General features: G+C 39.5%; 20 protein-coding genes, 1 other RNA gene and 4 pseudogenes. 7 read left to right on the forward strand and 18 right to left on the reverse strand.

The window, feature by feature from the left end; genetic code table 11:
• The first annotated feature begins 14 nt into the window (after positions 1–14).
• Together def and LDO37_RS11655 are read left to right on the forward strand one after the other, a co-directional pair.
• Positions 15–527, forward strand: coding sequence for a peptide deformylase (def, locus tag LDO37_RS11650; protein ID WP_008220345.1), 513 nt, complete (start codon positions 15–17; stop codon positions 525–527).
• A gap of 11 nt (positions 528–538) precedes the next feature.
• Positions 539–1363: a class I SAM-dependent methyltransferase gene (locus LDO37_RS11655; RefSeq protein WP_004746578.1), complete on the forward strand. Its 825-nt coding sequence runs from the start codon at positions 539–541 to the stop codon at positions 1361–1363.
• A gap of 830 nt (positions 1364–2193) precedes the next feature.
• On the opposite strand, the gene cas6f is transcribed toward LDO37_RS11655, so the two are convergent.
• From cas6f to LDO37_RS11690, 7 genes and pseudogenes are all read right to left on the reverse strand, one after another.
• Complete coding sequence (cas6f, locus tag LDO37_RS11660; protein ID WP_126610345.1) at positions 2194–2799, reverse strand: type I-F CRISPR-associated endoribonuclease Cas6/Csy4; 606 nt, start codon at positions 2797–2799, stop codon at positions 2194–2196.
• Between the two features lie 8 nt (positions 2800–2807).
• Complete coding sequence (gene csy3 / locus LDO37_RS11665; RefSeq protein ID WP_126610347.1) at positions 2808–3839, reverse strand: type I-F CRISPR-associated protein Csy3; 1032 nt, start codon at positions 3837–3839, stop codon at positions 2808–2810.
• Positions 3840–4050: 211 nt separating this feature from the next.
• A protein-coding gene (locus LDO37_RS11670; protein WP_224055256.1) for an IS3 family transposase occupies positions 4051–5204 on the reverse strand; the annotation gives its coding sequence in 2 pieces (ribosomal slippage) (positions 4051–4958 and positions 4958–5204; 1155 coding nt in all).
• Between the two features lie 52 nt (positions 5205–5256).
• Positions 5257–5538, reverse strand: a pseudogene (locus LDO37_RS11675) (Tn7 transposase TnsA N-terminal domain-containing protein); the annotation flags it as partial.
• A gap of 120 nt (positions 5539–5658) precedes the next feature.
• Positions 5659–5755: signal recognition particle sRNA small type (ffs, locus tag LDO37_RS11680), an RNA gene on the reverse strand.
• 151 nt (positions 5756–5906) lie between these two features.
• Positions 5907–7895, reverse strand: a complete 1989-nt coding sequence (locus tag LDO37_RS11685) for a GGDEF domain-containing protein (RefSeq protein ID WP_126608173.1) — start codon at positions 7893–7895, stop codon at positions 5907–5909.
• A 166-nt stretch (positions 7896–8061) separates the two neighbouring features.
• Complete coding sequence (locus tag LDO37_RS11690; protein WP_101115747.1) at positions 8062–8802, reverse strand: VP0952 family biofilm-associated protein; 741 nt, start codon at positions 8800–8802, stop codon at positions 8062–8064.
• A gap of 44 nt (positions 8803–8846) precedes the next feature.
• Here LDO37_RS11690 and LDO37_RS11695 point away from each other — a divergent pair, with 44 nt between their 5' ends.
• Entirely contained in the window at positions 8847–9149 is a 303-nt protein-coding gene (locus LDO37_RS11695; RefSeq protein WP_101115745.1) for an MGMT family protein, read from the forward strand.
• 160 nt (positions 9150–9309) lie between these two features.
• Here the strand turns inward: LDO37_RS11695 and LDO37_RS11700 are convergent, their stop codons facing one another.
• Positions 9310–9750, reverse strand: a complete 441-nt coding sequence (locus tag LDO37_RS11700; protein WP_126608174.1) for a YbaY family lipoprotein — start codon at positions 9748–9750, stop codon at positions 9310–9312.
• Positions 9751–9853: 103 nt separating this feature from the next.
• Here LDO37_RS11700 and tesB point away from each other — a divergent pair, with 103 nt between their 5' ends.
• A complete protein-coding gene (tesB, locus tag LDO37_RS11705) occupies positions 9854–10714 on the forward strand; it encodes an acyl-CoA thioesterase II (RefSeq protein ID WP_101115741.1) in 861 nt (286 codons plus the stop codon).
• A gap of 219 nt (positions 10715–10933) precedes the next feature.
• On the opposite strand, the gene LDO37_RS11710 is transcribed toward tesB, so the two are convergent.
• Positions 10934–11401, reverse strand: a complete 468-nt coding sequence (locus LDO37_RS11710; protein ID WP_126608175.1) for an Lrp/AsnC family transcriptional regulator — start codon at positions 11399–11401, stop codon at positions 10934–10936.
• Positions 11402–11658: 257 nt separating this feature from the next.
• Between LDO37_RS11710 and LDO37_RS11715 the strand changes: the two genes are divergently transcribed.
• A complete protein-coding gene (locus LDO37_RS11715; RefSeq protein WP_126607075.1) occupies positions 11659–12714 on the forward strand; it encodes a PLP-dependent cysteine synthase family protein in 1056 nt (351 codons plus the stop codon).
• Between the two features lie 78 nt (positions 12715–12792).
• On the opposite strand, the pseudogene LDO37_RS11720 reads toward LDO37_RS11715, so the two are convergent.
• Positions 12793–13011 (reverse strand): annotated as a pseudogene (locus LDO37_RS11720) (DUF1244 domain-containing protein); the annotation flags it as partial.
• 714 nt (positions 13012–13725) lie between these two features.
• Between LDO37_RS11720 and LDO37_RS11730 the strand changes: the two are divergent.
• Together LDO37_RS11730 and LDO37_RS11735 are read left to right on the forward strand one after the other, a co-directional pair.
• Positions 13726–14028, forward strand: a pseudogene (locus LDO37_RS11730) (integrase core domain-containing protein); the annotation flags it as partial.
• Positions 14029–14043: 15 nt separating this feature from the next.
• Positions 14044–14307, forward strand: a pseudogene (locus LDO37_RS11735) (integrase core domain-containing protein); the annotation flags it as partial.
• 92 nt (positions 14308–14399) lie between these two features.
• Here the strand turns inward: LDO37_RS11735 and LDO37_RS11740 are convergent.
• Genes LDO37_RS11740 through LDO37_RS11775 form a run of 8 tightly spaced genes read right to left on the reverse strand, consistent with a single transcriptional unit; the run spans position 14400 to position 23455 of the window.
• Positions 14400–15353, reverse strand: a complete 954-nt coding sequence (locus tag LDO37_RS11740) for a fatty acid desaturase family protein (protein WP_126607073.1) — start codon at positions 15351–15353, stop codon at positions 14400–14402.
• Positions 15354–15355: 2 nt separating this feature from the next.
• The gene (locus LDO37_RS11745) at positions 15356–15628 is read right to left on the reverse strand and encodes a 2Fe-2S iron-sulfur cluster-binding protein (RefSeq protein WP_126607072.1); all 273 of its coding nucleotides are present in this window, start codon (positions 15626–15628) and stop codon (positions 15356–15358) included.
• A gap of 23 nt (positions 15629–15651) precedes the next feature.
• A complete protein-coding gene (locus LDO37_RS11750; protein WP_224056024.1) occupies positions 15652–16911 on the reverse strand; it encodes an enolase-like domain-containing protein in 1260 nt (419 codons plus the stop codon).
• A complete protein-coding gene (locus LDO37_RS11755) occupies positions 16901–17827 on the reverse strand; it encodes an aspartate carbamoyltransferase (protein WP_126609711.1) in 927 nt (308 codons plus the stop codon). The genes LDO37_RS11750 and LDO37_RS11755 overlap by 11 nt, the downstream gene beginning before the upstream one ends.
• 12 nt (positions 17828–17839) lie before the next feature.
• Positions 17840–19108 (reverse strand): nucleotide sugar dehydrogenase, encoded by a 1269-nt coding sequence (locus tag LDO37_RS11760; protein WP_224056025.1) that lies wholly within the window; start codon positions 19106–19108, stop codon positions 17840–17842.
• A 1-nt stretch (position 19109) separates the two neighbouring features.
• Positions 19110–20339, reverse strand: a complete 1230-nt coding sequence (locus tag LDO37_RS11765; RefSeq protein WP_185829925.1) for an MFS transporter — start codon at positions 20337–20339, stop codon at positions 19110–19112.
• A 27-nt stretch (positions 20340–20366) separates the two neighbouring features.
• Positions 20367–21734, reverse strand: a complete 1368-nt coding sequence (locus LDO37_RS11770) for a hypothetical protein (protein WP_224055208.1) — start codon at positions 21732–21734, stop codon at positions 20367–20369.
• A 26-nt stretch (positions 21735–21760) separates the two neighbouring features.
• Positions 21761–23455: a Gfo/Idh/MocA family oxidoreductase gene (locus tag LDO37_RS11775; RefSeq protein WP_224056026.1), complete on the reverse strand. Its 1695-nt coding sequence runs from the start codon at positions 23453–23455 to the stop codon at positions 21761–21763.
• Position 23456: the final 1 nt, after the last annotated feature.

The following is a 23456-nucleotide window of genomic DNA, read 5'->3' on the forward strand; positions in this document are numbered from 1 at the left end:
AAAGGAAAACAACAATGGCTATCAGACCTATTATCGAAGTGCCAGATGACAGACTTCGTGTGACCTATCAGATCGTTGACGACGTCAGCACCGTGCAAACATTGATCGACGATATGTTAGACACCCTTTACGATACCGACAATGGCATTGGACTTGCGGCCGCTCAAGTTGGCCACAGTGAAGCTGTGCTTATTATTGATATCTCAGAAAATCGTGATCAGCCACTGATCATGATTAATCCTCAAATCATCGAGCATGAGGGACTGATCGACAGTGAAGAAGGCTGCCTGTCCGTCCCTGGTGTGTATGCCAAGGTACAACGCCACCAGCGAGTCAAAGTGCAAGCATTAAATCGCCAGGGAGAAGCATTTACCATCGAAGACGATGACTATCTGGCGATTGTCATGCAACACGAAATCGACCACTTACATGGCAAAATCTTCATCGACTATCTGTCTCCGCTCAAACGCAAGATGGCGATGAAGAAGATCAAGAAATTCCAACGGGCTAAAGTCTCGGCGGCTTAAGAGTACTCACTATGAATAAGCAGTTATTGAACGACTTCCTCCGCCAAGAAGAGTGCCCTCACTTGCTGATGGACTTTGGTAACCCGGCCTTTAGCGAGCGTATGCTCAAGGAGCATTTGGATCAAAACAGTGAATTTGCCAGCCGTAAACTCGACGAGATCGCGCGTCAGGTTGATTTTCTCTACCAGCGCTACCTAACGCCCGGCGATAAGGTATTGGATCTTGCCTGTGGTCCGGGTCTGTATACCTCGAAGCTTGCCAACCGACAGGTGCACTGTACGGGATTCGATATTTCGCCAGCAGCCATTCACTATGCGCAACAGCAAGCCAGTCATCACGAACACTATCAGGTCGCGGACCTCAACCAGTTCAAACTGGATACCCAGTTTGACTTGGTGCTGATGCTGTTTGGTATTGCCAATAATCTTAAGGATCTAGACGGCTTACTTGCGCAACTCAAAAGCAACCTAAAGCCCGAGGGTAAACTGGTGATTGAGCTAATGGATCTTGAGTTCATGAAAAGCTTGGTGGCCGGCGACGGAACCTGGACATATATGCACGAGGGCGGATTGTTGAGTGATAACCCACACTATCAACTCTGTCGCAGAATATGGCATGAAGATGAAGGCAAGTTGATCGACAGAAACCTAATCATCGACGACAATACTCAGATTCAAGTGTTTGAGGGACTCTTTTGGGGCTACTGTTTAGATCGCCTTGATGATCTACTTGAGAATAATGGTTTTCTCCCAGCCCGCAAAATCTGTCACGAATTGGAGAAAGGCGAACTGACACAGCACTTCTTTTTGATCGAAACCGCTTTGATGCCTTACTAATTTCAGTATTGCAATCTGCGTCCCCCTCCCCTCTCACCACTGGCGACGGGGGAGGATGTAAGATAGTCTTTCCGATATATATCAATAACTAAATAACAGCATCTTGAAATGTTCCTCTACATCACTATTTTTAGCGTTGGTGTGGGGCGTTCCATCTAATTAACGTTCAGAGTAGTGGGGCTAAGATGTTTTTATCCTGAAGCAACTTCACCACACTCAACAAAGAAATTCACAAATGCTGCATAACTATAGTAATCCTAACATAAGCTCAGTTTGGGTAAATTACCGCTGTTTACGAACACGAGCTTGTTGAGCGAAACTAATAATGGGGCAAAAGCGAGCTAGCTGACGTTGTGAACCAACTGAGCCGAAGACGGACAAAAACCGACTCGATGTGACTTTAACTAAACTTCAAACAAAAACCACCAAGCCTAAACTTGATGGTTTTGACTCTAACTGCTTGTTCAGCAGGTTGGTTGCTTTCTTCCAGGCCTTTTCTTAGCTGCCTATTCGGCAGGGCACTTGAAGTCGAAAGAGTCCTTCTTGAACTCCATTTTATTAGCTACCTATTCGGCAGGGCACATCTTTCAATGCTTCCGCCAAAAACAACATGTTTTATTAGCTACCTATTCGGCAGGGCACGACGACTTTGCGCGGGCCTTATTGGCGTACAATTTATTAGCTACCTATTCGGCAGGGCACTATAAAATATAGTCACTAACCATTTGATTCTGCGTGCTTAAAGTCACAATTCACCAAAATACCCTTTTTCTTATTATGCCTGTAACTCCCTGTTTTTAAATATCTAAAAAGAACTTTCAAAAAAAGGGTCAAAAACGTAAGTCAGGAACTGTCCCTCTTCTTTCTTGATTGGTGGCTAAACCATAGCTATTAAAGTTTGCTGCACCGCGCTCACCGACAAACTCCTTTTGTACAAACAACATATAATCTTCCCCAGATGAACCACTGGAGATTGGTATTCGATGGAAGCTATCGACGACACGCTCTTCATTAGTGACTGGTAATGATGTTCTAGCATCAAGTAGTTCAGCTCTCGCCATGCTACGTTTTACTCGACGTTTCTTGGAGCCCAGAAAGCTTTTACCAATTGTTTGATTGCGAACAAACCTCACCTCTATCGCAGTGTCCGGCACCTCACATACGCTAGAGATCTCAAATAAACCCTCATTTACCATCAAAGAAAAATATGGCTGAAAAAAGAGCCCAATCATCATCTCTTTATCGTCAGCAACAAAGGCAATGATTTGGCCAACTGTAGATTCGTTCCAGTCCGGAAAGCTCACGCCTATTTTATTCATGGCTTGTCGATTATTGACCATAAACAAGTGCATTTGAGAGATACAACGCCCTGCTAACAACTCATAATCAGCGTTAGCAGACGTGAAACGTATTAAGAAATAGTAACGCTTCGTCATAGCCATCCTTACTTTGCTTTGGAACAATTGAAGAGGCCGCCTTTGATCAAGACCGACATAATAAAGTGCACGTCATTTGGGATGGTCTGAGAAGCTATCATAGTCTCAATCCAATTTTCTGTATTTCTGACTAACTTGTAAAAGTCATTTCCATAGGAAACATGTCGCCTTGCTATAACGTACTCTCGGTCTGCTCCATATTCATTCACTCTTAATGGCTTATCTGCGTCTTCATGCCACCAATCGTCAATCGACTGCAACGCTGCTCCAACTTTTTGACCATGAAACGCAGCGGTTTCCTTTCCGTTCAATAGTTCGACGGTAGCTAACTGCTTAGTCGGAACACCATCTTCTCGGCTATCTAAAAACTCTTGGCTTGGGTAAACCTCATCTCCCCAACCAACTCCAATTTTAGCTTTGACATCCATGTAGAAATATTCGGTCGGATCGGAAAGGGCTCGCATCAAATAGGCTGTGAGCTTTTCTATGCATTCTGCTGAAGCCTCATCCCAATGACCATACCAAGAAAGCCTTGTTGCGTTTTCTATAATCAAGGTTTGCGAATCACTGGTGGTCACTTCTATCGACAGGTTTCGACACTCTCTGTTGCGCCACAGCCAACGGCCAAGCAGTATATTCTTTGCGTATCGATGAGCAAGCTCCTGATACCCATTGAGCTCTTTATAAGTATTAGCCAGTAACGAAAGTTTACTGCGCACTTCATCGTCACTACAGATATCTGGGGTTAGAGAATTGGCTCGAATTCGAAGGGGGAATGCACAATAGATATCATCGACACCTGGCTTTACATAACACTCTTCGATGAACTGAGGATTGGAGTGGGCTAAATCTTGTGGAGCAACATTCTTTTTTACGAACTTGCCCCCTTTATATGCTTCTGCATAACCACCTTTTGGTGCGCGCAACCTAGTTCTATCAATTTCAAGGGGACACATCTCACCACTTTTAGATAGATAGTAGAAATATGCTTTGCCAGCAGAGAGTGATCGAACGTAGTTCAGCTGAGTGCAAAGTTCCATAAACGATTAATCCCTATAGTTTTTTATAAGAATAGTTTCGCTACTGCATTCTATCGACCAAAAGGCGTGGTTCAAAAAGTGATCTCTTCCACTAAAACGTACTTCTATCGGGTTTACTCGCTTAGCAAGCCCTATCGCATTCTCTGTGTAAGCGTGACAACTGGTGATTGAGTTGCCCCGTTGATCTGCTCCAGCAAGACTGGACACTTCATTAAGCGACATTTTGCTGTTCAAAGTTAACTGGGCTTAGATACCCAAGAGCACTGTGCCTTCTCATCCGATTATAATCAACCTCAATGTACTCGAAGACCGTTTGGCGCATCTCATTTCTTGTCATGATCGGTTCGTATTGGATCGCCTCGACTTTCATAGAATGGAAGAAGCTCTCAACACACGCATTATCCCAACAGTTTCCTTTTCTACTCATACTTTGTTTTAGGTTATAAGCACTTATTATGTCCCTATAGTCTTTTGAGCAATACTGGCTACCTCGATCACTATGGACAGTAACATGCTCAGGGAACCCTCGACGGAACAGAGCCATTGATAATGCATCGCAGACCAGAGTTGCCGTCATCCTCGTATCCATTGACCAACCGATCACTTGTCGTGAGTAAAGGTCGATGATGACAGCCAGATACAACCAGCCTTCGCTCGTGGCAAGATACGTGATATCTCCCGCCCATTTTTGATTCGGAGCCGTTGCGTTAAAGTCTTGAGCTAGCAAGTTCGGCGCTACGGGCATCTTATGCTTGCTATCCGTCGTACATTTAAACTTGCGTGCCGCTTTCGGCGTTAAATCCTGACGCTTCATACTGGCGGCAATGGTTTTAACATTACGGCTATCCCCATTCTCAGCTAGCTCTTTCTGGATGCGCCTTGAGCCATCACGCCCCTTACTATTGTCAAAAGCTTTTTTGACTTTTTCATCAAGCTTTTGGCGTATTGCCTCACGCTGGATGGCCTTGTGGCGATGCTTAATCCAGTAATAGAACCCACTTCGTGAAACTTCGAACACCTTAGCCATGCGGACCACATTGAAACACAGAAGGTGTTCTAGCATAAATTCATAGCAATCTACTTTAGATTTTTCGCGAAGTAGGTGGCGGCCTTTTTTACGATATCTAGCTCTTCAGCTTGCTCAGCCAATTGCCTTTTGAGCTTGGCGACTTCGGCAGCGAGATCTCTTTCACGCTGACTGGTACTGGTGTCTTTTTTAATTGCCTTACGCCAACCGTAGATCTGGGATTCATGCAACCCGAGCTGCCTCGCTGCCGCAGCAACTCCCACTTTCTCTGATAGCTTCAAAGCTTCTGCCTTAAATTCAGGGGAATGTTTAATTCTAGTTTTTTTGTTAGTTGTCATTGTTCACCTCGTTAGTGATTGTACTCACTTAACTTGGTGTCCAAAACTGCTGGGGCGGATCAATTTGGCTTGAGTGCTTAATTTCAACAAAAGAAGATTGTTCTTTTTGATCACAGACCAAGAAGTCAGGGGTGTAACGACACTTGCGACCATTAAAATGATAGTGATAACCGTATGGTTGAGAAATGTATTCTTTTACGTCTGGGTTGTATTCGAGGTGGAAACAGAAATCAAATTCTAAAACAGAGAGGGTGCGTACGACAGCATCGTTTTTCAAGCTCATGAACTTGCAGATGTTGTGAACGTGGGAAGATTTTTTGGTTTGGTCGAACATAGTGCGCATCACATTTGTTGTAAACCTACAACAAAAAATAGACTATGCTGACTTATAGTGCAAATTTGCTAACTTCTTTGCAATTTATGCTAAGTTATTTTGCAAACATCAAATGGGCGGAGACCCCAGCCACATCCCGGCACACACGTCGCCTGCTGCGGCTGCTCCCTTCCGGGCCTGACCGAGTTCACAAGTTAGTGTTGCGGGAGGACCAGAGCCTCCATAGATTCTGTAGTGCCCAAGGGTATCCCCGAAGGCAGGATGGATTATTCAGTATCCGCCCCCCGATTGCAACCCTCTCTATTAATTATTAGCACATTCTTGTTCTGAATGACGAAAGATTACGCAAAGTGAGCAATTTCTGTATGTTACGAATCGGTATCGACGAAGGTCGGCTCTCCTTTTCGCTTGGATTGATACATGGCTTCATCGGCTCGAATTAAAATCTCTCGTAACGTGTATTCTTTTTGGCGAGGTTCAAACACACCAATAGACACGGAAACCGATAAGTCTCTATCTCTTTCAGCCATATAAAATGAAAACAGCTTGAGGTTTTTAAGGATTTTGATTTTATCTTGTAAAGGCTTGGAGCAAATGAGAATGAACTCATCCCCTCCAATTCGATACCAATTACCTTTCCAGTTTCTCCGAATAATAGACGCGTAGGTTTGGATGACTCTGTCTCCTACGTCGTGCCCAAACTGATCGTTGATCTGCTTGAAATCGTTGATATCGAGATAAATCACAGTTTGCCATGGCTTGATGCCTCGACTGTATTTGAGGTTTAGAGCCCGGCGGTTTTCCAATTTGGTTAAGCTGTCTGTATTTGCTTGGCGATACAGTAGGTAGGCAACGAGTAAAACAAAGGCAATGGCGACCATGAACAAGCGCTTGGTTTTATTGGCGAGATCTTGCTCCCTCTCTAACGTGTTGCGCCAATCTGGTTGCTTGTCATAAGTGCTATTAATGCTCGCTGTGTCTAACATGCGAATGGCACGTGAAAATAATGCTGCCAGCACCTCTCCTTGAGTTGTTTTAGGGAAGCCCAGCGCTATTTCCGAACTGTGAAAACTTTCAATGCTGTAATCTTGAGTAATGGGCAATAACTCTTGCTCTTTTAATAAGATATTGAGGGTTGCTTTATCTACGGCAATGTAATCGATCTCATCATTGACTAATGCATTCACAAGTTCTTCTTGGCTTGAGTACCGGATAAAGGTTTTTTGTGGCAGTAATTGGCTAAGTAACTCATCGAAGAAGTCATCTCTCACCACTCCAATACGTTCCGTAATCAGTTCTGAAACGTGGCGATAAACATCAGGTTTAAAACCAAGGCGCTTCACGATAATGGCTTCAGGAAAATAGTGAGGGACACTGAAATAAGCAATGTTTTTACGCTGCTCCGAGATAGTTAACGGCGCTAGAATATCGATTTTTTTGTCTATCAAGTCACCATACATGCTTTCCCAACTTTCATCATGTGTACTGACGATTTCACACGTAAATGTGAGTAAATGGCACGCTTGTTTTACCGTATCGGCACTGATCCCACGTACCAAGCCTTTGTCGTTGTATTCGACGTACGGATAGGCATTTTCTAACTTCACTCGAAATGTTTGGTGAGATCTCAGCCCAAGCACCAACATGTCTCGTCTAAGGGCATCTCTACGAATATCAAACTGGTATTGGCTTATATGACTACGAAGCTTTTTTTGCATGGATTCAGAGTGAACAAAATCGACAATGCGCTGGATCTCGTCTTTATTCTGCCCCTTAGGTGAGATGATTGAGACGGGTTTTATAGAGATTTGATCGTTAAGTAGTTGTGCGTCTAGTCCAATCGTCAGCATTGCTTTAAGTTGATTTATCGCATCCACGACTCCGTTGACTTCCCCTGAAAGTAAAAGGTTCTTAGCTTCTTCATAGCCGTTATATTCGATAAGTTTGATGTTTGGGAAGTTATGAGAAATAAGATCGGCGTAGATGGTGTTCTTAGGTACACCGATAATTTCAGCTTCGCTAAGGCTTACCCCTGATGGGCTAAATAAGTAGGTGTACTCAATGTTGGTTGGCGCTGAAAACTCGAAAAGTACATCCCTATCGTCAGTGTGAGTGACGTTTGCAGCAAAGTCACTCTCTCCTCTCGCAACAGAGCCAAGAACGGATTCAAAATCGGGCATGTCTTTGTACACGACCTCGACAGAGAACTCTTCGGATACCATATCAAACAAAAAATGGGTTACGACATCATCCGCTTCAGTTGCGACTATATATTGAGATTTTTGCCCATAAACCACTTTTATTCCCATAAGTTGTAGTGCCAATAAGGCGCTCAACAGGGCTGCAATTTTTTTCACTTATCGCTCTCTGTGCCGTAAAACACATCTATCTTTCACATTAATGTAACAAAGAAAAGAGCTACTAAGATAAACACAGAACAACACCTCATTAATGTGAGGCTAGTTCAAAAAGTGACTTATTGATAAACATATGCACTAAATTTGAGCTATGGGATAAAGCATTTTAAGAATCATCGTGTTCATCCGCTGATCTCAGCACGTAATCTGTCGCCCATGCCGTTCCTAAAAAGAATATCCACACCACAAATACTGGGTTGGGGATTTCTACCGCTTTAGACGCGACAATGGCGGCAAACCCTACTGTAGGTAGTGTCCAGCAAAGTAACTTGTTCCAGTTAAATTTGGATAATTTAGGCAGAGTTTCGGCAGATGCGATGATACCAACGATACACAAAGCAATAAGCGCGGCATGGGTCCACCCTGCTAACCACAGTGCTAATATAAGTGAAAGTGTCCACCAGCTGTGCTGAGAAGAGCTTTTCCAATGCCGAGCGGCAAACCAAGTCGCTATGACCGATAGCGTTTGAATTAGAGTTATCCCCCACTCACCAGGAATTTTACCTTCTGCCTGAGTCACCATTATGCCAACTTGCATAACGACTATGGTCGCTGCAGTGGTAATGAGAACATAAATGCTACTGCGCCTTGAGAAAGTCACCATTAGTAGCGGGAATAAGATCCAAACACTCAAAGACATAGCGATGGGTTGCAATGGCAATGTAAAACCATACACTGCCAAAGACGCTAAAAGAATCAGTCCCGCAATGCCGCCTTGCGGCAGAATCCACAATGCGGGTATAACTAAAGCCAAAACAGGAATATCACCACCACTCAAACTCAACGCCCTTGCGCAAACAATCGCAAGTAATGTGGTAACAACGAACTGGAGCAACGAAAACACCATAGCTCTCTCCTTATATTCCGTGGACGAACTAGGACAATCTCAGTATGGATCAATTTTTAAGCCAAATCTTTGCAGTAATTCACCAAATTCCATATGGTAATGTGTCCACCTATGGACAAGTCGCAAAACTAGCGGGATATCCTGGCTATGCAAGACATGTAGGGAAAGCTCTTGGAAACCTACCTAAAAACAGCAAATTACCCTGGCACAGAGTGATCAACAGTCGTGGCGAGATCTCGTTAAAAGGGTCGAGCTTCGACAGACAGAAAGGCAAACTTGAAGAAGAAGGCGTGGTGGTAAATTTGGCGGGGAAAATTCGCTTAAAAGATTATCAATGGGAGCTGTAACGCTCACTTCATTTCTCTGAGTATGAATTGAAAATTGAGCATTCAGTAGTAATGACAACTGAATGCTCAAAAAATCTGACCACTCGCCCTTCGCCTCTAGCCGTTTCTTTGTAGAAAAAGGATGAAAAGAAGCAACGAATAACCCGTATTTCCGTTGGCGTTAGCGCGCATTCACCAACATAAGGTCCAGTTTATGCGTTTGATTAACATCGGTAATAACTGGGAAAACGGTGTCGGTGATAAAGATCAACTCACCATCCACTTCAATGCGAGCGCTAACACTGTATGTATGCTGAGGCAGGATATTCGCTTTGTTATAGTCTAACTTGAAGTAGAACGGCACCTGATTTCCATTAGCTTCAAACTCTTGTTTAGCGAGAAGCACAGACGGGGCATCGGCAAGTGAAATATCTTGTAGTGATACTGATACCTGCGCGTTGTCGGGCAAGGCAATACGTTCACGGTAGTAGATTGAGCCTTCAACAAAAGCCATTTCTACAGGTTTTACTTCAACGGTAGCGGAAGACTCTTCAGCGTTTTGACAACCAACCAGACCAATGCCAGCAGCGGCAGTCATTACGAGTACCAATAGTTTCTTCATCACTTTTATTCCGAGTTAATGGATGTGGTGCGAGTATATCGCCCAAACTTGTTTTTTGTCGTTATCCAAGGTATTTAATTGACATAACTTTGACGGAGGTACGATGAGTAAACCATTAAATGAGCTGCTTGATTTGTTGCAGTTAGAACAGCTAGAAAAGGAACTCTTCCGTGGGCAAAGTGAAAATCTTGGATTGCCACAAGTGTATGGTGGACAAGTTATTGGGCAAGCACTTTCAGCGTCTCGCTATACGGTAGATAGTGATAGAACTGTGCATTCGTTTCACAGCTATTTTTTATTTCCGGGTGATCCCGAAAAATCCATTATTTATGATGTTGAAAACCTGCGAGATGGTCGCAGCTTTAGCACGCGACGAGTGAAAGCGATTCAAAATGGACGTCCGATCTTTTATTTAACAGCGTCTTACCACGGTGATGAACCTGGATTTGAACATCAAAATACGATGCCAGACATTCCAGGGCCAGAAAACTATGCCTCAGAGTCTGTACTCGCGAACCAAATTGCTGATTTCTTACCCGAGAAAATCAAGCGCGCATTTTGTGGTGAAAAGCCCATTGAAGTGCGCCCTGTAACTGTGGTTAATCCACTAAAACCCCAAAAGACCGACCCGACACAATACCTTTGGATTAAAGCCAATGGTGAAGTACCTGATAATCAATTGATTCATCAATACCTGTTAGCGTATGCGTCCGATTGGGGCTTCTTGGTAACGGCTTTACATCCACATGAAGTGTCTCTAATGACGCCAAAATTTCAAGTAGCGACAATCGATCACTCTATGTGGTTTCATCGCCCATTCAAAATGGATGAATGGTTGCTGTATTCCATAGACAGCCCTACTGCAAGTAATACACGCGGTCTCGTACGTGGGGAAATATACAATCAGCAAGGCGCATTAGTTGCCTCTGCCGTTCAAGAAGGCGTAATGCGGTTTGTGAAATAGCCTTCGCATTACCATCTTGAAAAACCACAAACCCTCACACAAACAAACGGCAGCGAATCTCGCTGCCGTTTTTTCATTCTTAGTCATGATTGTGAGCGTTATGTAGAGTGCTTTCATGTTGTCTCCTGTCTAAACTGTTCGCTTAACAATCAGTTTAGACAGGGTAATAGCGATTACTAAGAACTTTACGGACCTTTACATGGATTGACGAAGATTGACTCAAACAGGCAGCGCTGTTGTGTATTTTAATGTCTCCATTGCAAAAGTAGAGGTGACGTTAGTAATCCCATCCACACTATTGACGAGCTGTTTATAGAAGTCATCGAATGATTTCATGTCTTGTACTAATACACGCATCATGTAGTCGTATTCTCCCGCCATCCGATAAAACTCCATTACCTCTGGAAAATCAGAAGCCGTTTCTACAAACGTGGTATACCATTCATGAGAGTGATCACTGGTTTTCACCATGACAAAGGCTGTAAAACACAACCCTAGTTTTTCAGGGTTCAACAACGCAACGCGTTTGTCTATAAACCCTTCTTCTTCGAGTCTTTTAAGCCGCTTCCAGCAAGGAGTAGTTGTGAGATGGACTTGTTCTGCCAGCTCATTCAAAGACAAAGTGCTGTCCTTTTGCAATAGGATAAGAAGCTCTCTGTCTATTCTATCCAGTGATGGTTTACTCATAAAAAATTCAAATGTAGAAATAAATTCCCTTAATTAGGCCACAATGTATAAAAACAATAAACATTTTCTTACATTTCGAGCGTACTCTATATATCCAAAAAAAATCTGAAGTAACATGGTTTTTGAATTTGGTTTGCTTTTAAAGCGATATTTTTAAAATACGTCGCTACCTGAGCTATAAAGCTATCGCTTGAGCCAAGTGACTGGCGAGTTAATTACAACAAACGTGGAAAGTCGTAAACAAGGAGCTGTTTGCAATGAGTATTGACCATGACTGGACCAATAATGCAATCCGAAAAATAGAGGCCGACTTCCAAAGAAGCGCCGATACACACCTCATTAAACTCAACTTGCCTTACATTGAAGGCATTGATATTTACTTGAAGGACGAAAGTACTCACCCCACAGGTTCGCTCAAGCATCGGCTAGCAAGATCGCTATTTTTGTACGCAATTTGTAATGGTTGGATTGGTCCTGATACTCCGGTTATTGAATCATCTTCAGGAAGTACAGCGGTAAGTGAAGCCTATTTTGCTCGCTTACTCGGGTTACGCTTCATCGCGGTTGTACCTAAGAAAACGGCTCGCTCAAAGATAGAACAGATCGAGTTTTATGGCGGAGAAGCCCACTTTGTCGACCGTACAGATGAAATCTATTCAGAATCACGAAGATTGGCGGAAGAGCTAAACGGTCACTATATGGATCAGTTTACTTACGCTGAAAGAGCGACTGATTGGCGTGGGAACAATAACATTGCCAACAGTATATTCGAGCAAATGGCGCAAGAAGATCATCCCATTCCAACTTGGGTAGTGATGAGCGCAGGAACGGGTGGCACGTCTGCGACAATTGGTCGATTTATTCGCTACCAAAAGCACCCGACCAAACTGTGTGTTGTAGACCCAGAAAATTCTGTGTTTCACGCCTATTATCGTACTGGTGATCGTGCAATCACCTTGAACATGGGCAGCCGAATTGAAGGCATAGGTCGACCACGTGTTGAACCAAGCTTCATTCCCGGCGTTATTGATGAAATGCGCACGATCCCAGATGCCGCCAGCGTCGCGACAGCACATTGGTTAGAGAGAAAACTTGGCAGAAAAGTGGGCGCATCAACAGGAACAAATCTGTATTGTGTACTTCAAATAGCGATTGAAATGCACGCTAAGGGAGAAACAGGATCATTAGTCACCCTGCTATGCGATAGTGGTGAACGATACCTTGATACTTACTACAACTCGGAATGGCTTAACATTCATATTGGGGATTTGTCACCCTATCTTGATGAGCTAGAGCAAAAGTTTGGGCGCTAGGTATGTTGATTTTTCGGGATGGCTTTTGCCACTATATTAAAAACTAAAATAGCGCCGAAAGGCGCTTTTTCTTACTCACTACTTTTTTGATCGCGCTTCAAATGCCGCTAACTGTTCTGGAGTAGCTGGCAACTGGTGATTTACTTTCCACTCGCCATAAGTCATCCCATAAACGCGTTCTCTCGCATCATCTATAGACAATTCCAACCCTTGGTCATCAGCTTCTGCTTTATACCATTTGCTAAAGCAATTACGGCAGAACCCCGCCAGAATCATCAGATCGATATTTTGAACGTCTTAATAGTTATAATTAACTAATCAAACCATCAAAAGAAATAAAATTATCACAGTTTTAGTTGCCAAGATTACGATACGAATGACTGTACGAGATGCAAATGTATTTATCCTCCCTTTGATCTTCGTAAATCAGAGCCTACTCAGCTCCTATGCAAAGTATGCATACGAAAAACGAAAAAAATCGTCCTCTTGGCATCAAAAGAGTGCCAGTGCTGTAGCGTTGTTCATGAATTATCTGGCAAAACGTCGAAAAGATTTTCCAGACCCGGTTTCATGTTTCAGAGCGTTCGTTGACGATCTAGAGTTTGGTACCATTGACCCAACAACCGAAGACGATCCAAGTGGTCTATATTGGTTACCCAAGTCAATTCAAAACACCAATAAAATCATCGGTTACATAACCCTTTTTAACGAATACAACTATCGCAAGGCTGAGCAGCTCGCTACTGAAACGAACACACCACTTAACGCGATTCTACTAAACAAAAAAAGGCTAGCCGACTTTGCTGAACAGCACATCAACCTCGCAGCCTGGCATCATAAGTATTCAAACTCATTTCTATCCTATACAAGGACAATAGATAAAGTTCAAATCAATACTGTGCATAGCGTTAAGTCTGAACATCGTACTCAAACTAAAACAAAGCTTTATACCTTTCCTAGAGAACGGATCTTTGATCTTTTAGATGCATTCAACACACGAATCAAAGTTGGAAGTTTTACACCAGCCGTTCTTATCGGCAACTGTTGTGGCGTTATCAAATCAAGCAAAGCTTATCTAGGCGAGGTAATTGCTGGGACAACAGTCCGATGGAACGGTTCTTCAGAAGCTTAAAGACAGAATGGATACCAGTGTCGGGTTATCGGAGTTTTAACGAAGCAAGAGAACACATAACTCGATATATCACGGGCTACTACAGCCAACTCAGGCCCCATCAATATAATGGTGGTCTAACTCCCGATGAATCAGAACGACTATATTGGGAAAACTCTAAAACCGTGGCCAATTTTAGTTGACCACTACATAACTAACCTCACTTGAATAGCAAAGTGGAACGCTCGAAGAAAACAGATAAAAGTGAGTTATATCCGACCATAGATGTCATTGTGGGGCCAGAAAAGCAGGATCTGTAACTAGAGGGGCAACACTACTACAACTGGGAACGCCCCCATAGCTCGTTAAATGGGTTAACCCTGATAGACACGATTACTGAGATATCTGATCAAACTCCTCCGTCTGAAGAGGTATCTCAGCACTACCAGAGCAAGGAAGAGCAGTTTCAAGAGCAGAATTAGAAGCTCGGACTTCAGCTAAAAAAATTGAAACCATCTCTATGAATCACACAGTTAAATAATTGAGAGACAAAAGAAACCATATCTAAACTCAACTAAACAGATATATCGTCGCTATCGAACCGCTTACTCAAAAGCATCTTCCAAAGAGAAGGTTTACCGTTCGAGGAAGAGAATATGCCTCCAACAATCTCGTTACTTTCTCTGTATTCCTTATCTTTCATCATAATTTCATGTGCCTTTTTGAGATTCCAATAAGGTATTGATGGATTCAAATGATGGGTAAGATGGTAGTTCTCAGCATGAAGGCCCGTCAAAAACATCTCTAATGGACTGCTAAATCGGTTGCGCGTTTTTCGTACCCCTTTACTATCTTCAATAATTGGGTAATGCTCTGCCATTTCAACAAACCACCCGATAATAGGAAATACTGTAACCAGCGGCACAAACCAATACAAAACCAAATATTTAAAAAGACCAAGGTACATCGTTGTTGAAATTATAACAAACCAATAAACCAAGAGCAGTCTTACCTCACTATCCTTTATATTTCCAAGCCGGTTAACCACGAGGTATTTAATATAGTATGGTGTTCGACTAAAAAGAAAGGGTGATATCAAAAACCTAAAGACGAACTCTCGCTTACTAATATCATCATATAGCCCTGAATCTATATAAAGTTTAAAGTCTGGGTCCTTTTTGACATTCCCCAAATAATTATGATGCATAACCACATGACTTTTTGCATATGTTTTGAATGTTTGAAATACCATATACCCTGTAAAGTATTTTCCCAGAAAATCATTGAGTGTTATATTTCTGGCCAGAACACGATGCGCAGACTCGTGTAACAGTGTTGCCAAGCCCTTTTGCCTTGCCCCGATGATAACAACAGAAAACAAGTAAATAATTAAGCTTTCCGAATATATAGAGATTCCGATTGCCGTGGAGACAAAAAACCAATCTGAAAGTACGCCTAATACACCTCGATAGTTGTTTAGAGTGCTCAGCTCATTAAGTTCATTTGTTATTTTTCTTTCAAACATCATACTTATCCCGTAGCCGACTCAACTTTACAATTAGAATTAACATCAATCTTGCAGAGTAAGCGGTGCTCACCATCGTCCAAATCCATTAACTTCAAAAACTCTCTTTCGGTTTTATTAATGTGTCCAGTATCCCCTTCTATTACTTTGACTAAACATCTACCGCACTTACCCTTTAAACAGCCAAAAGGAAAATCCACAATTTTATTAGCCATCTGACCCACGCTAACTCCCTTGGGTAAAGAATATTTAATTCCATTTATGATTATTAGATACATTTGTTACCTATCAATACTAAAGTTTAATATGCTAAAAAGACATCACCGGAAGACACTATGTTATTCCATTCGCACAAACTAACATCTGTATACTCAGTATTTTCAACCAAATATCCAAAATTTGATTCGATGCCAATAGAAGTATTAGTATAAGTACTGAGTAACAAATTACTTTTAAGTGTATTTCCTGAAAATGTAAGATCCTGGATACAAGTATCAATACCGTGATATTGGCAATAAACTATCTGTATAGCGAGTACTCCCAATGGGCGTGTTGACTTCAATGCTATTCCATACCCCATCTCCCTTATTTTATTGAGAGATTCGAGGCTTCCTGCATTCTCATCCAAATATATGGTAGGATTAGATACTAATCTTTTATCAATTTCAGATGTCAAAGGGCTACTAATAACTTCCTCATACCCTAAAACATAATCATTAAAATTAGGAACTTGATTCATTACCGGTGTTAAGAACATTTCCCAAAACTGCTCATAGGTAGAAAATGACTGATTAGCGTCTAAGTAAAGTTTAACACCCGGAAAATCACTATCAATAATAGAAATAATATTAACCAATTTTTCTACGGACGACCCACTAGGATCAATTTTAATTTTTAATTGGCGAATCGATTGCTCTTTTAATGTTCTCTTTATCTCGACCAAAGATACACTTAAATCCATTGTATTTAGAAGTGGTACTGATAATCTTTCGTTACTTTCGACATTAAAATCAATTAATTCTCTACTTTCGTCGCTCCCAAATATACGACTGAGAAAAGGAAAGTATTTTTCTTTTAATTCTCCCAACAATAAATCTGATAATAGTGTTCTACCTACATTCTTTTTGTAACATACCGAAAAACTGACACTGAAAGGCGAGATGAGCATATAGCGCATAATCTCGGAGCTTAAATACCCGTAGTTGGTACAGAATTCATTGTCAAAAGCATTTGCTAAAGAAATGAGTTCTACCTCATATTCAATTGGGTCTGAAAATACTCTACCAACAATTTTACTAAATATGTATTCAACGCCATGACTAAAGTAGCTCAGATTTTTCTCTCGATCCCCATCTCCATAAACATGTGGAGGTTTAGCCCACAAGTCGCTATCGAAAATACTGGCATCAGATGTTATATTCTGACCGTTTAAGAAAGATACCGTTAGAGTTATGTTCCTCAATCTAATTTTCAGAAGTTCCCTTCCTTTAGACAAGGTAAAACCGTTTTTAAAGGGTATTTCATGATAACTGACACATGCATCGACAATCTTAAACATCACAGCTAAGCCCCAAAATATCAATAATAAGAGCCATTGTTGAATACACACCAAAATCCATCATTTTAGAGTTATAAAACTTCTCATGGTTCAATATCGATTCGTCTATAGTACTGCGTTCATCAACTAACTTACGAGGCATCATATAATTTGCAATAGCGTGGTCTGGCAATTTATTAATTAATTTCTCATCAAATACTTTATATCTTTTTGAATACTCCAAAAGTAACTGGTTATCATCGTTATTACTCCCACCCATTGGTTGACCATCAGAAATAAGTAATACATCCACTTTAGATATAAAATCCGCAATATTACATTTTGTAATACTTGCACCATTACTTACTATATAATCATCAACAACATTAGGATTACCAAGTTCATCCATTACAGGGTCTATATAAAAATCACACCCCACCTTAGAAAGCAACTTCTGAAGAGAAAGATAGGGCCGACAGTGTGCAGTTTGCCCATATAGGCCAACTTTTTTACCTTTAATGCCGTTGAGTAATATATCCATTGTTAAAAGATGCCACAACGAACTAAGTGAGTGCTCATCTCTATTGCACAAACTATTAATCAACGGGACATTGAATCGAGAATTAAGATCATCGAATTCAACATAATCCGCTCGAATTGCAGATAAATCTGATAGTGGCAATATAGAATTAAACACATCTAAACTACTTTCATCGACATAGTTTGATACTTCAATTATATTTCCGCCCAATTTGTACATGGCAGCCTTCAGTATCGCACTTGTTCTTAAACTTTCATTTAAGAAAACTATTGATAATATTTTCCCCAAACATAAGCTATTATATTTTTCACCATCAGAATCCAGAAGAGCTTTGGACAGATCTAGTATATTTGTAATTCTATTAAGGTTTAACTCATCTACATTTATCAATTGTTTCATAATAAACTCTTACTATAAGCGGAAACTTGCCATTTCCTGTGGTAATATATTTTTCAAATCAAACACAGAGCCATCATTTTCTAGGAAGTCTAGGTATTTCTTACTAGATATCTCTATAAAATCATCATGATTCACTGCAAATATAACGCAATTGTATTTTCTTCTCGGCAAATCTTTTAGCAATGAAATATTGTGTTCAGACTCAAGCTCTTTTGCATCTGCAATTGGATCGTATACATCCACATCCAAATCATTATTTAACAATGAAAAAATAATATCCAAGACCTTTGAATTTCTAATATCAGAACAGTTTTCCTTAAACGTTACACCGAGAACCAAAACACTCTGTTTATAATTATTTATATTAGATTTAGAGAGGTGCTCAAGCACATTGCTTACAACATAATCAGATATAGACTCATTAATTTTACGACTTGTCGATATTAACTTGGGCGTTACGTGCGCATCAGATGCACGAGCAATGAGATAATACGGGTCAATTCCGATACAGTGACCACCGACTAACCCTGGAACAAAATTGATAAAGTTCCATTTTGTTCTGCACGCCTCCAGTACAGAGTGAATATCTAAATCTATTTTATTGAATATGATTGAAAGCTCATTCATTAATGCAATATTTACATCCCTTTGAATGTTCTCAACAACCTTCGCAGCTTCGGCGACCTGAACACTGTCACATAAATAAGTACCTGCCTCTACAACCGATGAGTAGAGATTGTTTATGAATCGAGCCGATTCAGGAGTAGAGCCTGAGGTGAGCTTAACTATATCTTTAAACTTTCTTTCGTCCCCAGGGTTTATTCGCTCTGGGCTATATCCCACAAAAAAATCCGTATTGAATTTTAGACCTGATGATCTTTCTATTACAGGAACACACACTTGCTCTGTTGCACCAGGGTAAACTGTAGATTCATATATAATGACTGAACCTTTTTTTATTGACGCTCCAACCAAACTTGAGGCACTAATCAAAGGATTAAAATCTGGCGTCATACACTCAGTGACCGGCGTTGGAACTGTGACAATAAAAATATCACATTCCTTAAGATCGTTTGAATCATCACTAAACTGTAGGTATGATGCGCTTACAAATTCTTCAAATTCGTGTTCTGAGTTTATATCAATCCTATCTTTAAGTTCCCAAATTCTTTTTTTACTAATATCATAACCAATAGTGTTATATTTAGTACCGAAACTAAGAGCAAGAGGTAAACCAACATAACCCATACCGATAACTGCTATTTTATACTCTTTAAACAATTTATATTCCTTTATTACATTTTAGTCCAAGTTTGATTCTTTTCTTCTTTAAGATAAAACCAGACAAATTAATCAACGCGAGAACGGAAAAAACCATAGATATTTTTAATGGTGCATCACTACTACCAAAGTTAATCAAATAGCCAGAAATCAGAGGTGATGCAACACTTGCTAATTGATAACATATAGTGGGTATACTAGATATTTTCCCTATATTTTCTTCACTAGCATAGTCAGTCAAAAAGAGTTCTGAATATGTAAGATAAACTATTTCACCAATAGACCAAAGAACCGTTGAAATTATAAACACCAAAAAAACACTGTCGTCCAAAAAAATAACCGCTAGCGACACGAAGTAAAAAACAGGAGACAATAACAACATACTTCCATACGATATATTTCTAGAAAAATGTACGATTATTGGTGTCAACATAATCACACATAAAGCATTTAAAGACATTAAATAGCCAAAATAAAGCGCCCCTTTATTAGCAAATAAAACATTCATTGTTATAGGTAGCGTGAACATTAGAGTTGCAAATGTAAAACATATCAAAAAACATATCGTAGAATAGATAATGATATCATATCGACTTAGTGTGCCTTCTTTCGCTACATCTACCTGATCATTTTTGTAACTCTCATTTCTGTAAATCGGGCTTAAGGCATCATTTATATAGAGTGAAGTAAATAAGGTTATAGCGGCAACAAATATAGCGATGCCACTACCTATATATAACATTTCATATTTTTCTAAATACAAATAGCCAGCAATAGCAGGCCCAATGGCAGAACCTAGATTGAAGCATAAGTAGTTGAGAGAAACTATGTTTGCTCTATTAATTGGTTTACTCAATTTTAGTGAAAGTGTTAGTGTTGATGTATAAGTAAGTCCAATGCCTAGTTGAGATAACCCCAGTGTGAGAATAACATATACTGACTCTGACACAGCTGCGCTCAATAAGTATCCAGTCGTTGTGACACACATCGAACAAATTACGATGATTCCTGTTTTAAATCGATCACAAAGAAAACCGGAAACAATACTTCCTAGCATAGCTACAATGGCATATGCTGCCACAATATAACCAATTAGTTCTGATGAAATCCCTAATTTGTCATGTAATATGATAATTAGCATTGGAGGAACAAATGCGCCACACGCTGAAATAAACCTAGCAAGTGCAATACTGTATACAACAGGTCCAAGATTAAAATATCTCTTAAACATAACCATATTTTCCATGTCAATTAAAAATCACAATGAAAGTAAATACTTGAACGCATTTAATTCACCTACGGATTCCTTTAAAGTGTATCTAAGTTTATCCTCAATAAGTTGGTCGAGGTCATCATTTCCATCCATTTGACATAGCGCCAAATCAAGCGATTGATCGGCTTCCAATAACCCATAAAAAAGAAGCTTTGAAATTTGATTCTCTTCTAATGTATCTTGTTGACCTATGTTAAGAATGTTGAATTTTTTGCACGTGGCAATAAGTATTTCTTTAATTTTTGGAAGATATTCCGATTGACTGCCACCGCCTAAATTCACAACACCAGGGAAAAGACTAGTAACGAAATAGCTAATTGTGTTGTCTGGATAAATAATCCTTTCATCCATAAGTTTAGCTAACTTACGCGCTTCGAACTCTATTGGTTCGATCTTTCCAACTGGACACACAAGTCGTAGCTTGCTATTTTCTGTTATTTCTAACTTCAAACTGTTTAATGATTTTTTACCTCGGTACCAAAAAAAATCAGTAGTACCATCAATTTGACATCGAACATTAGACTCTTTCGCTTTCTTTCTTTCATTGAGTAAATAGATTAAGGCAGCTTGATTGGAGAAAAGTTTGTAAAATGCGTTATCTTGGTCTAATAATAATCGGGCAACCAATTCGCAAACAAAATCTTCGTCAAAAAGTACAATTTCAGATTTGCTATTAAACTCAATATTTCTCCATATATAACGATTAACACAATTAATAAAGTAGACAGAACGTTCATAGTAAGTGTTGTTATACTTCTCCAATATCTTTGGATAATCCGTACATAACATGATTTCTCTATCACTGTTAATGTATTGAAAATCTGTGGTAATATTGTTTAAGCAAACAACCGGCGTTTTGGATAGTTTATTAATACCTAACCCATAAATTTTCAGGTACTTTCCTTCACCTCTAGGTATAATGGCTGGTCCAGTTAGTGATTTATTACAGTTTATCGACTTTACTCTTGTACATTGTTTTGAAAAGAAATGTCTAACTCCAACGCTTCGTGCTGCATAGCTATGTAAATAGTTGCTCAGTATTGTATTCTTATGTAGCATTAATTCAGCATGCTCAACTGTTTTTATCACTGGGTATATATCGAAATCCTGAAGAGCGTCCGTAAGGTCATTGTTGTCAAGCTGAGAATCCTTACATATCACTTCTTCTAGACAAGCTCGTAATATACTTCTTGAGCGTTCACATACCGGTTTCATATGTTTTGCTTCTGAATAAATCCCTTTCAGGTAATCATTCAGTTTTACATCGCTATTAACTTTAATTTCATCTATACAATTATAATCATAATTGATTGAATCAAATTTTTTTATAGAAGCGGAATAACTATCAAGCATATTGATTCCATTATCAGTTATATTCATTAGACCAAGTTTAATTTTAAATCGATGCGACTACAGCTTACTTCAACATAACGTTTATCAATATAAACGACATGTCTTCCACCCTTGCTAGTTACGACATATTTGGCATCTTTATTAGGTGCTAATTCGTTTAATACGATAGCTGTAGATAATGAACCACTCGCACATGATAGTGTAAAATCATTTACTCCCCGCTCGAAGGTAGATATTTCGATGTCATGCCCCTCATAGCTTTCTAAAAAATTGATGTTCACACCGTTCTTATATCTATTTTGGAGATCATTGGCGAGCGTCAATCTAGAGTTGTAACAAACACTATTCACTTTTACTACATGTGGTTCAACAAAATCAATAAAATATAGATCACCTTCTTGGTGAACTGAATAACGCTTATCTAAAGAAAGGCTTACTTTATTATTCATCTTTTTTAGATTAAATAACTTCTCTTTACCTTCAATAGTTCCTATTTCAGTGTTTGAAAACTTTTCCCAAATCAAAAGAAAACCATTAATACACGCTTTTGATTCAGACCCATCTTTTTCTATAACTCTAACCTTAAAATCTGATATCTTTGAATCTTCTAATATCAATATTGAGTCAACGTTTTCATCTTCGCGCTTTTTTAGTAGATTTTCAACATTAGCAACTCTATTACCACGGATGTCACAGATAATAAACGTGTTACCATTAGAAGCCCCTTTATATAGGGTTTCCTTGTCGAAAATCATTGTCATTTTATTCTTTCCTGTTAGTGATTGAACTATATTCCTGTTCAACATGGCTATTTTGTATGAGTCTTGTAATGTATGTAAATTATTATTACTCCCATCTCCACACTTAAAAGACGTTAATATTTCAGACAGTTCATTTTCAAGTTTAATATTAGATTCTTTTGTATCAGACATTAATAAGACTCCATCTTTATATATCAGTAAAGAGTCATAGTTTTCTTTATCAAACTCTATGACAACGTTTATATTTTCACTTCCTTTATCTAAGAGCAGATCAAATCTACGCAACTTTTCTGAAGATATAAATGATGAGTTGACATGTACGAGAACACTCTTATTCATTTTAATACTGCAATCAAGGTGTAATAGTCTACCGTCTCTATTCACTTGGTTATTTATGCTTACATGGTGGAAGGAAATATAATTTAAAATATTATTCAAAACCATATCAGCTATATGAAAGAACTCCTCAAAAACTCCTAGATCGAACTTGTCCCTCGAAGTGTTAATCTTATATTTTTTATAGTCTACGTCAATTTTTGATATTTTAAATCCGCGCTTAAGAAAGCTAGATAATTCATTCTTAAATGATGAGAATAGAGAAGATTGTCTCAGTATATAACCGATAAACACCTGTGCATTCTTCTTTTTAGCTAGTTCTAAAAAATAGTTATATTTATAATTATCAATAACACCTGGTTTCTCTAAAAAAATTTTTTTTGCATCATTCTGTAACAGAAGATTGAGATAATATTCATGTGTTGACGCTGGTGAACACACGAAATAATAGCAGTTATCTTTGCTAAAATTCTTTGACCAAAATTCAAACAAATCACTATAGAATCCAATCCCATTACTTACTCTTGGTTCAACGATGGATATATCTCTGTATCCAAGCTTCAAAAAAGTTTCTCTAAATAAATTGCCCATGTAACCATAGCCAATTATAACGATCTTACTCATA

It is taken from the genome of Vibrio penaeicida, from assembly GCF_019977755.1.
GTDB classification, from domain to species: Bacteria; Pseudomonadota; Gammaproteobacteria; order Enterobacterales; family Vibrionaceae; genus Vibrio; species Vibrio penaeicida.

What these genes read in the sequence shown, in the direction of transcription:
- def (WP_008220345.1), top strand. Translation starts at nt 15, where the DNA reads ATGGCTATCAGACCTATTATCGAAGTGCCAGATGACAGACTTCGTGTG.
- LDO37_RS11655 (WP_004746578.1), top strand. Translation starts at nt 539, where the DNA reads ATGAATAAGCAGTTATTGAACGACTTCCTCCGCCAAGAAGAGTGCCCT.
- cas6f (WP_126610345.1), bottom strand. Translation starts at nt 2,799, where the DNA reads ATGACGAAGCGTTACTATTTCTTAATACGTTTCACGTCTGCTAACGCT.
- csy3 (WP_126610347.1), bottom strand. Translation starts at nt 3,839, where the DNA reads ATGGAACTTTGCACTCAGCTGAACTACGTTCGATCACTCTCTGCTGGC.
- LDO37_RS11690 (WP_101115747.1), bottom strand. Translation starts at nt 8,802, where the DNA reads ATGGTGTTTTCGTTGCTCCAGTTCGTTGTTACCACATTACTTGCGATT.
- LDO37_RS11695 (WP_101115745.1), top strand. Translation starts at nt 8,847, where the DNA reads ATGGATCAATTTTTAAGCCAAATCTTTGCAGTAATTCACCAAATTCCA.
- LDO37_RS11700 (WP_126608174.1), bottom strand. Translation starts at nt 9,750, where the DNA reads ATGAAGAAACTATTGGTACTCGTAATGACTGCCGCTGCTGGCATTGGT.
- tesB (WP_101115741.1), top strand. Translation starts at nt 9,854, where the DNA reads ATGAGTAAACCATTAAATGAGCTGCTTGATTTGTTGCAGTTAGAACAG.
- LDO37_RS11710 (WP_126608175.1), bottom strand. Translation starts at nt 11,401, where the DNA reads ATGAGTAAACCATCACTGGATAGAATAGACAGAGAGCTTCTTATCCTA.
- LDO37_RS11715 (WP_126607075.1), top strand. Translation starts at nt 11,659, where the DNA reads ATGAGTATTGACCATGACTGGACCAATAATGCAATCCGAAAAATAGAG.
- LDO37_RS11740 (WP_126607073.1), bottom strand. Translation starts at nt 15,353, where the DNA reads ATGATGTTTGAAAGAAAAATAACAAATGAACTTAATGAGCTGAGCACT.
- LDO37_RS11745 (WP_126607072.1), bottom strand. Translation starts at nt 15,628, where the DNA reads ATGTATCTAATAATCATAAATGGAATTAAATATTCTTTACCCAAGGGA.
- LDO37_RS11755 (WP_126609711.1), bottom strand. Translation starts at nt 17,827, where the DNA reads ATGAAACAATTGATAAATGTAGATGAGTTAAACCTTAATAGAATTACA.
- LDO37_RS11765 (WP_185829925.1), bottom strand. Translation starts at nt 20,339, where the DNA reads ATGTTTAAGAGATATTTTAATCTTGGACCTGTTGTATACAGTATTGCA.
- LDO37_RS11770 (WP_224055208.1), bottom strand. Translation starts at nt 21,734, where the DNA reads ATGCTTGATAGTTATTCCGCTTCTATAAAAAAATTTGATTCAATCAAT.
- LDO37_RS11775 (WP_224056026.1), bottom strand. Translation starts at nt 23,455, where the DNA reads ATGAGTAAGATCGTTATAATTGGCTATGGTTACATGGGCAATTTATTT.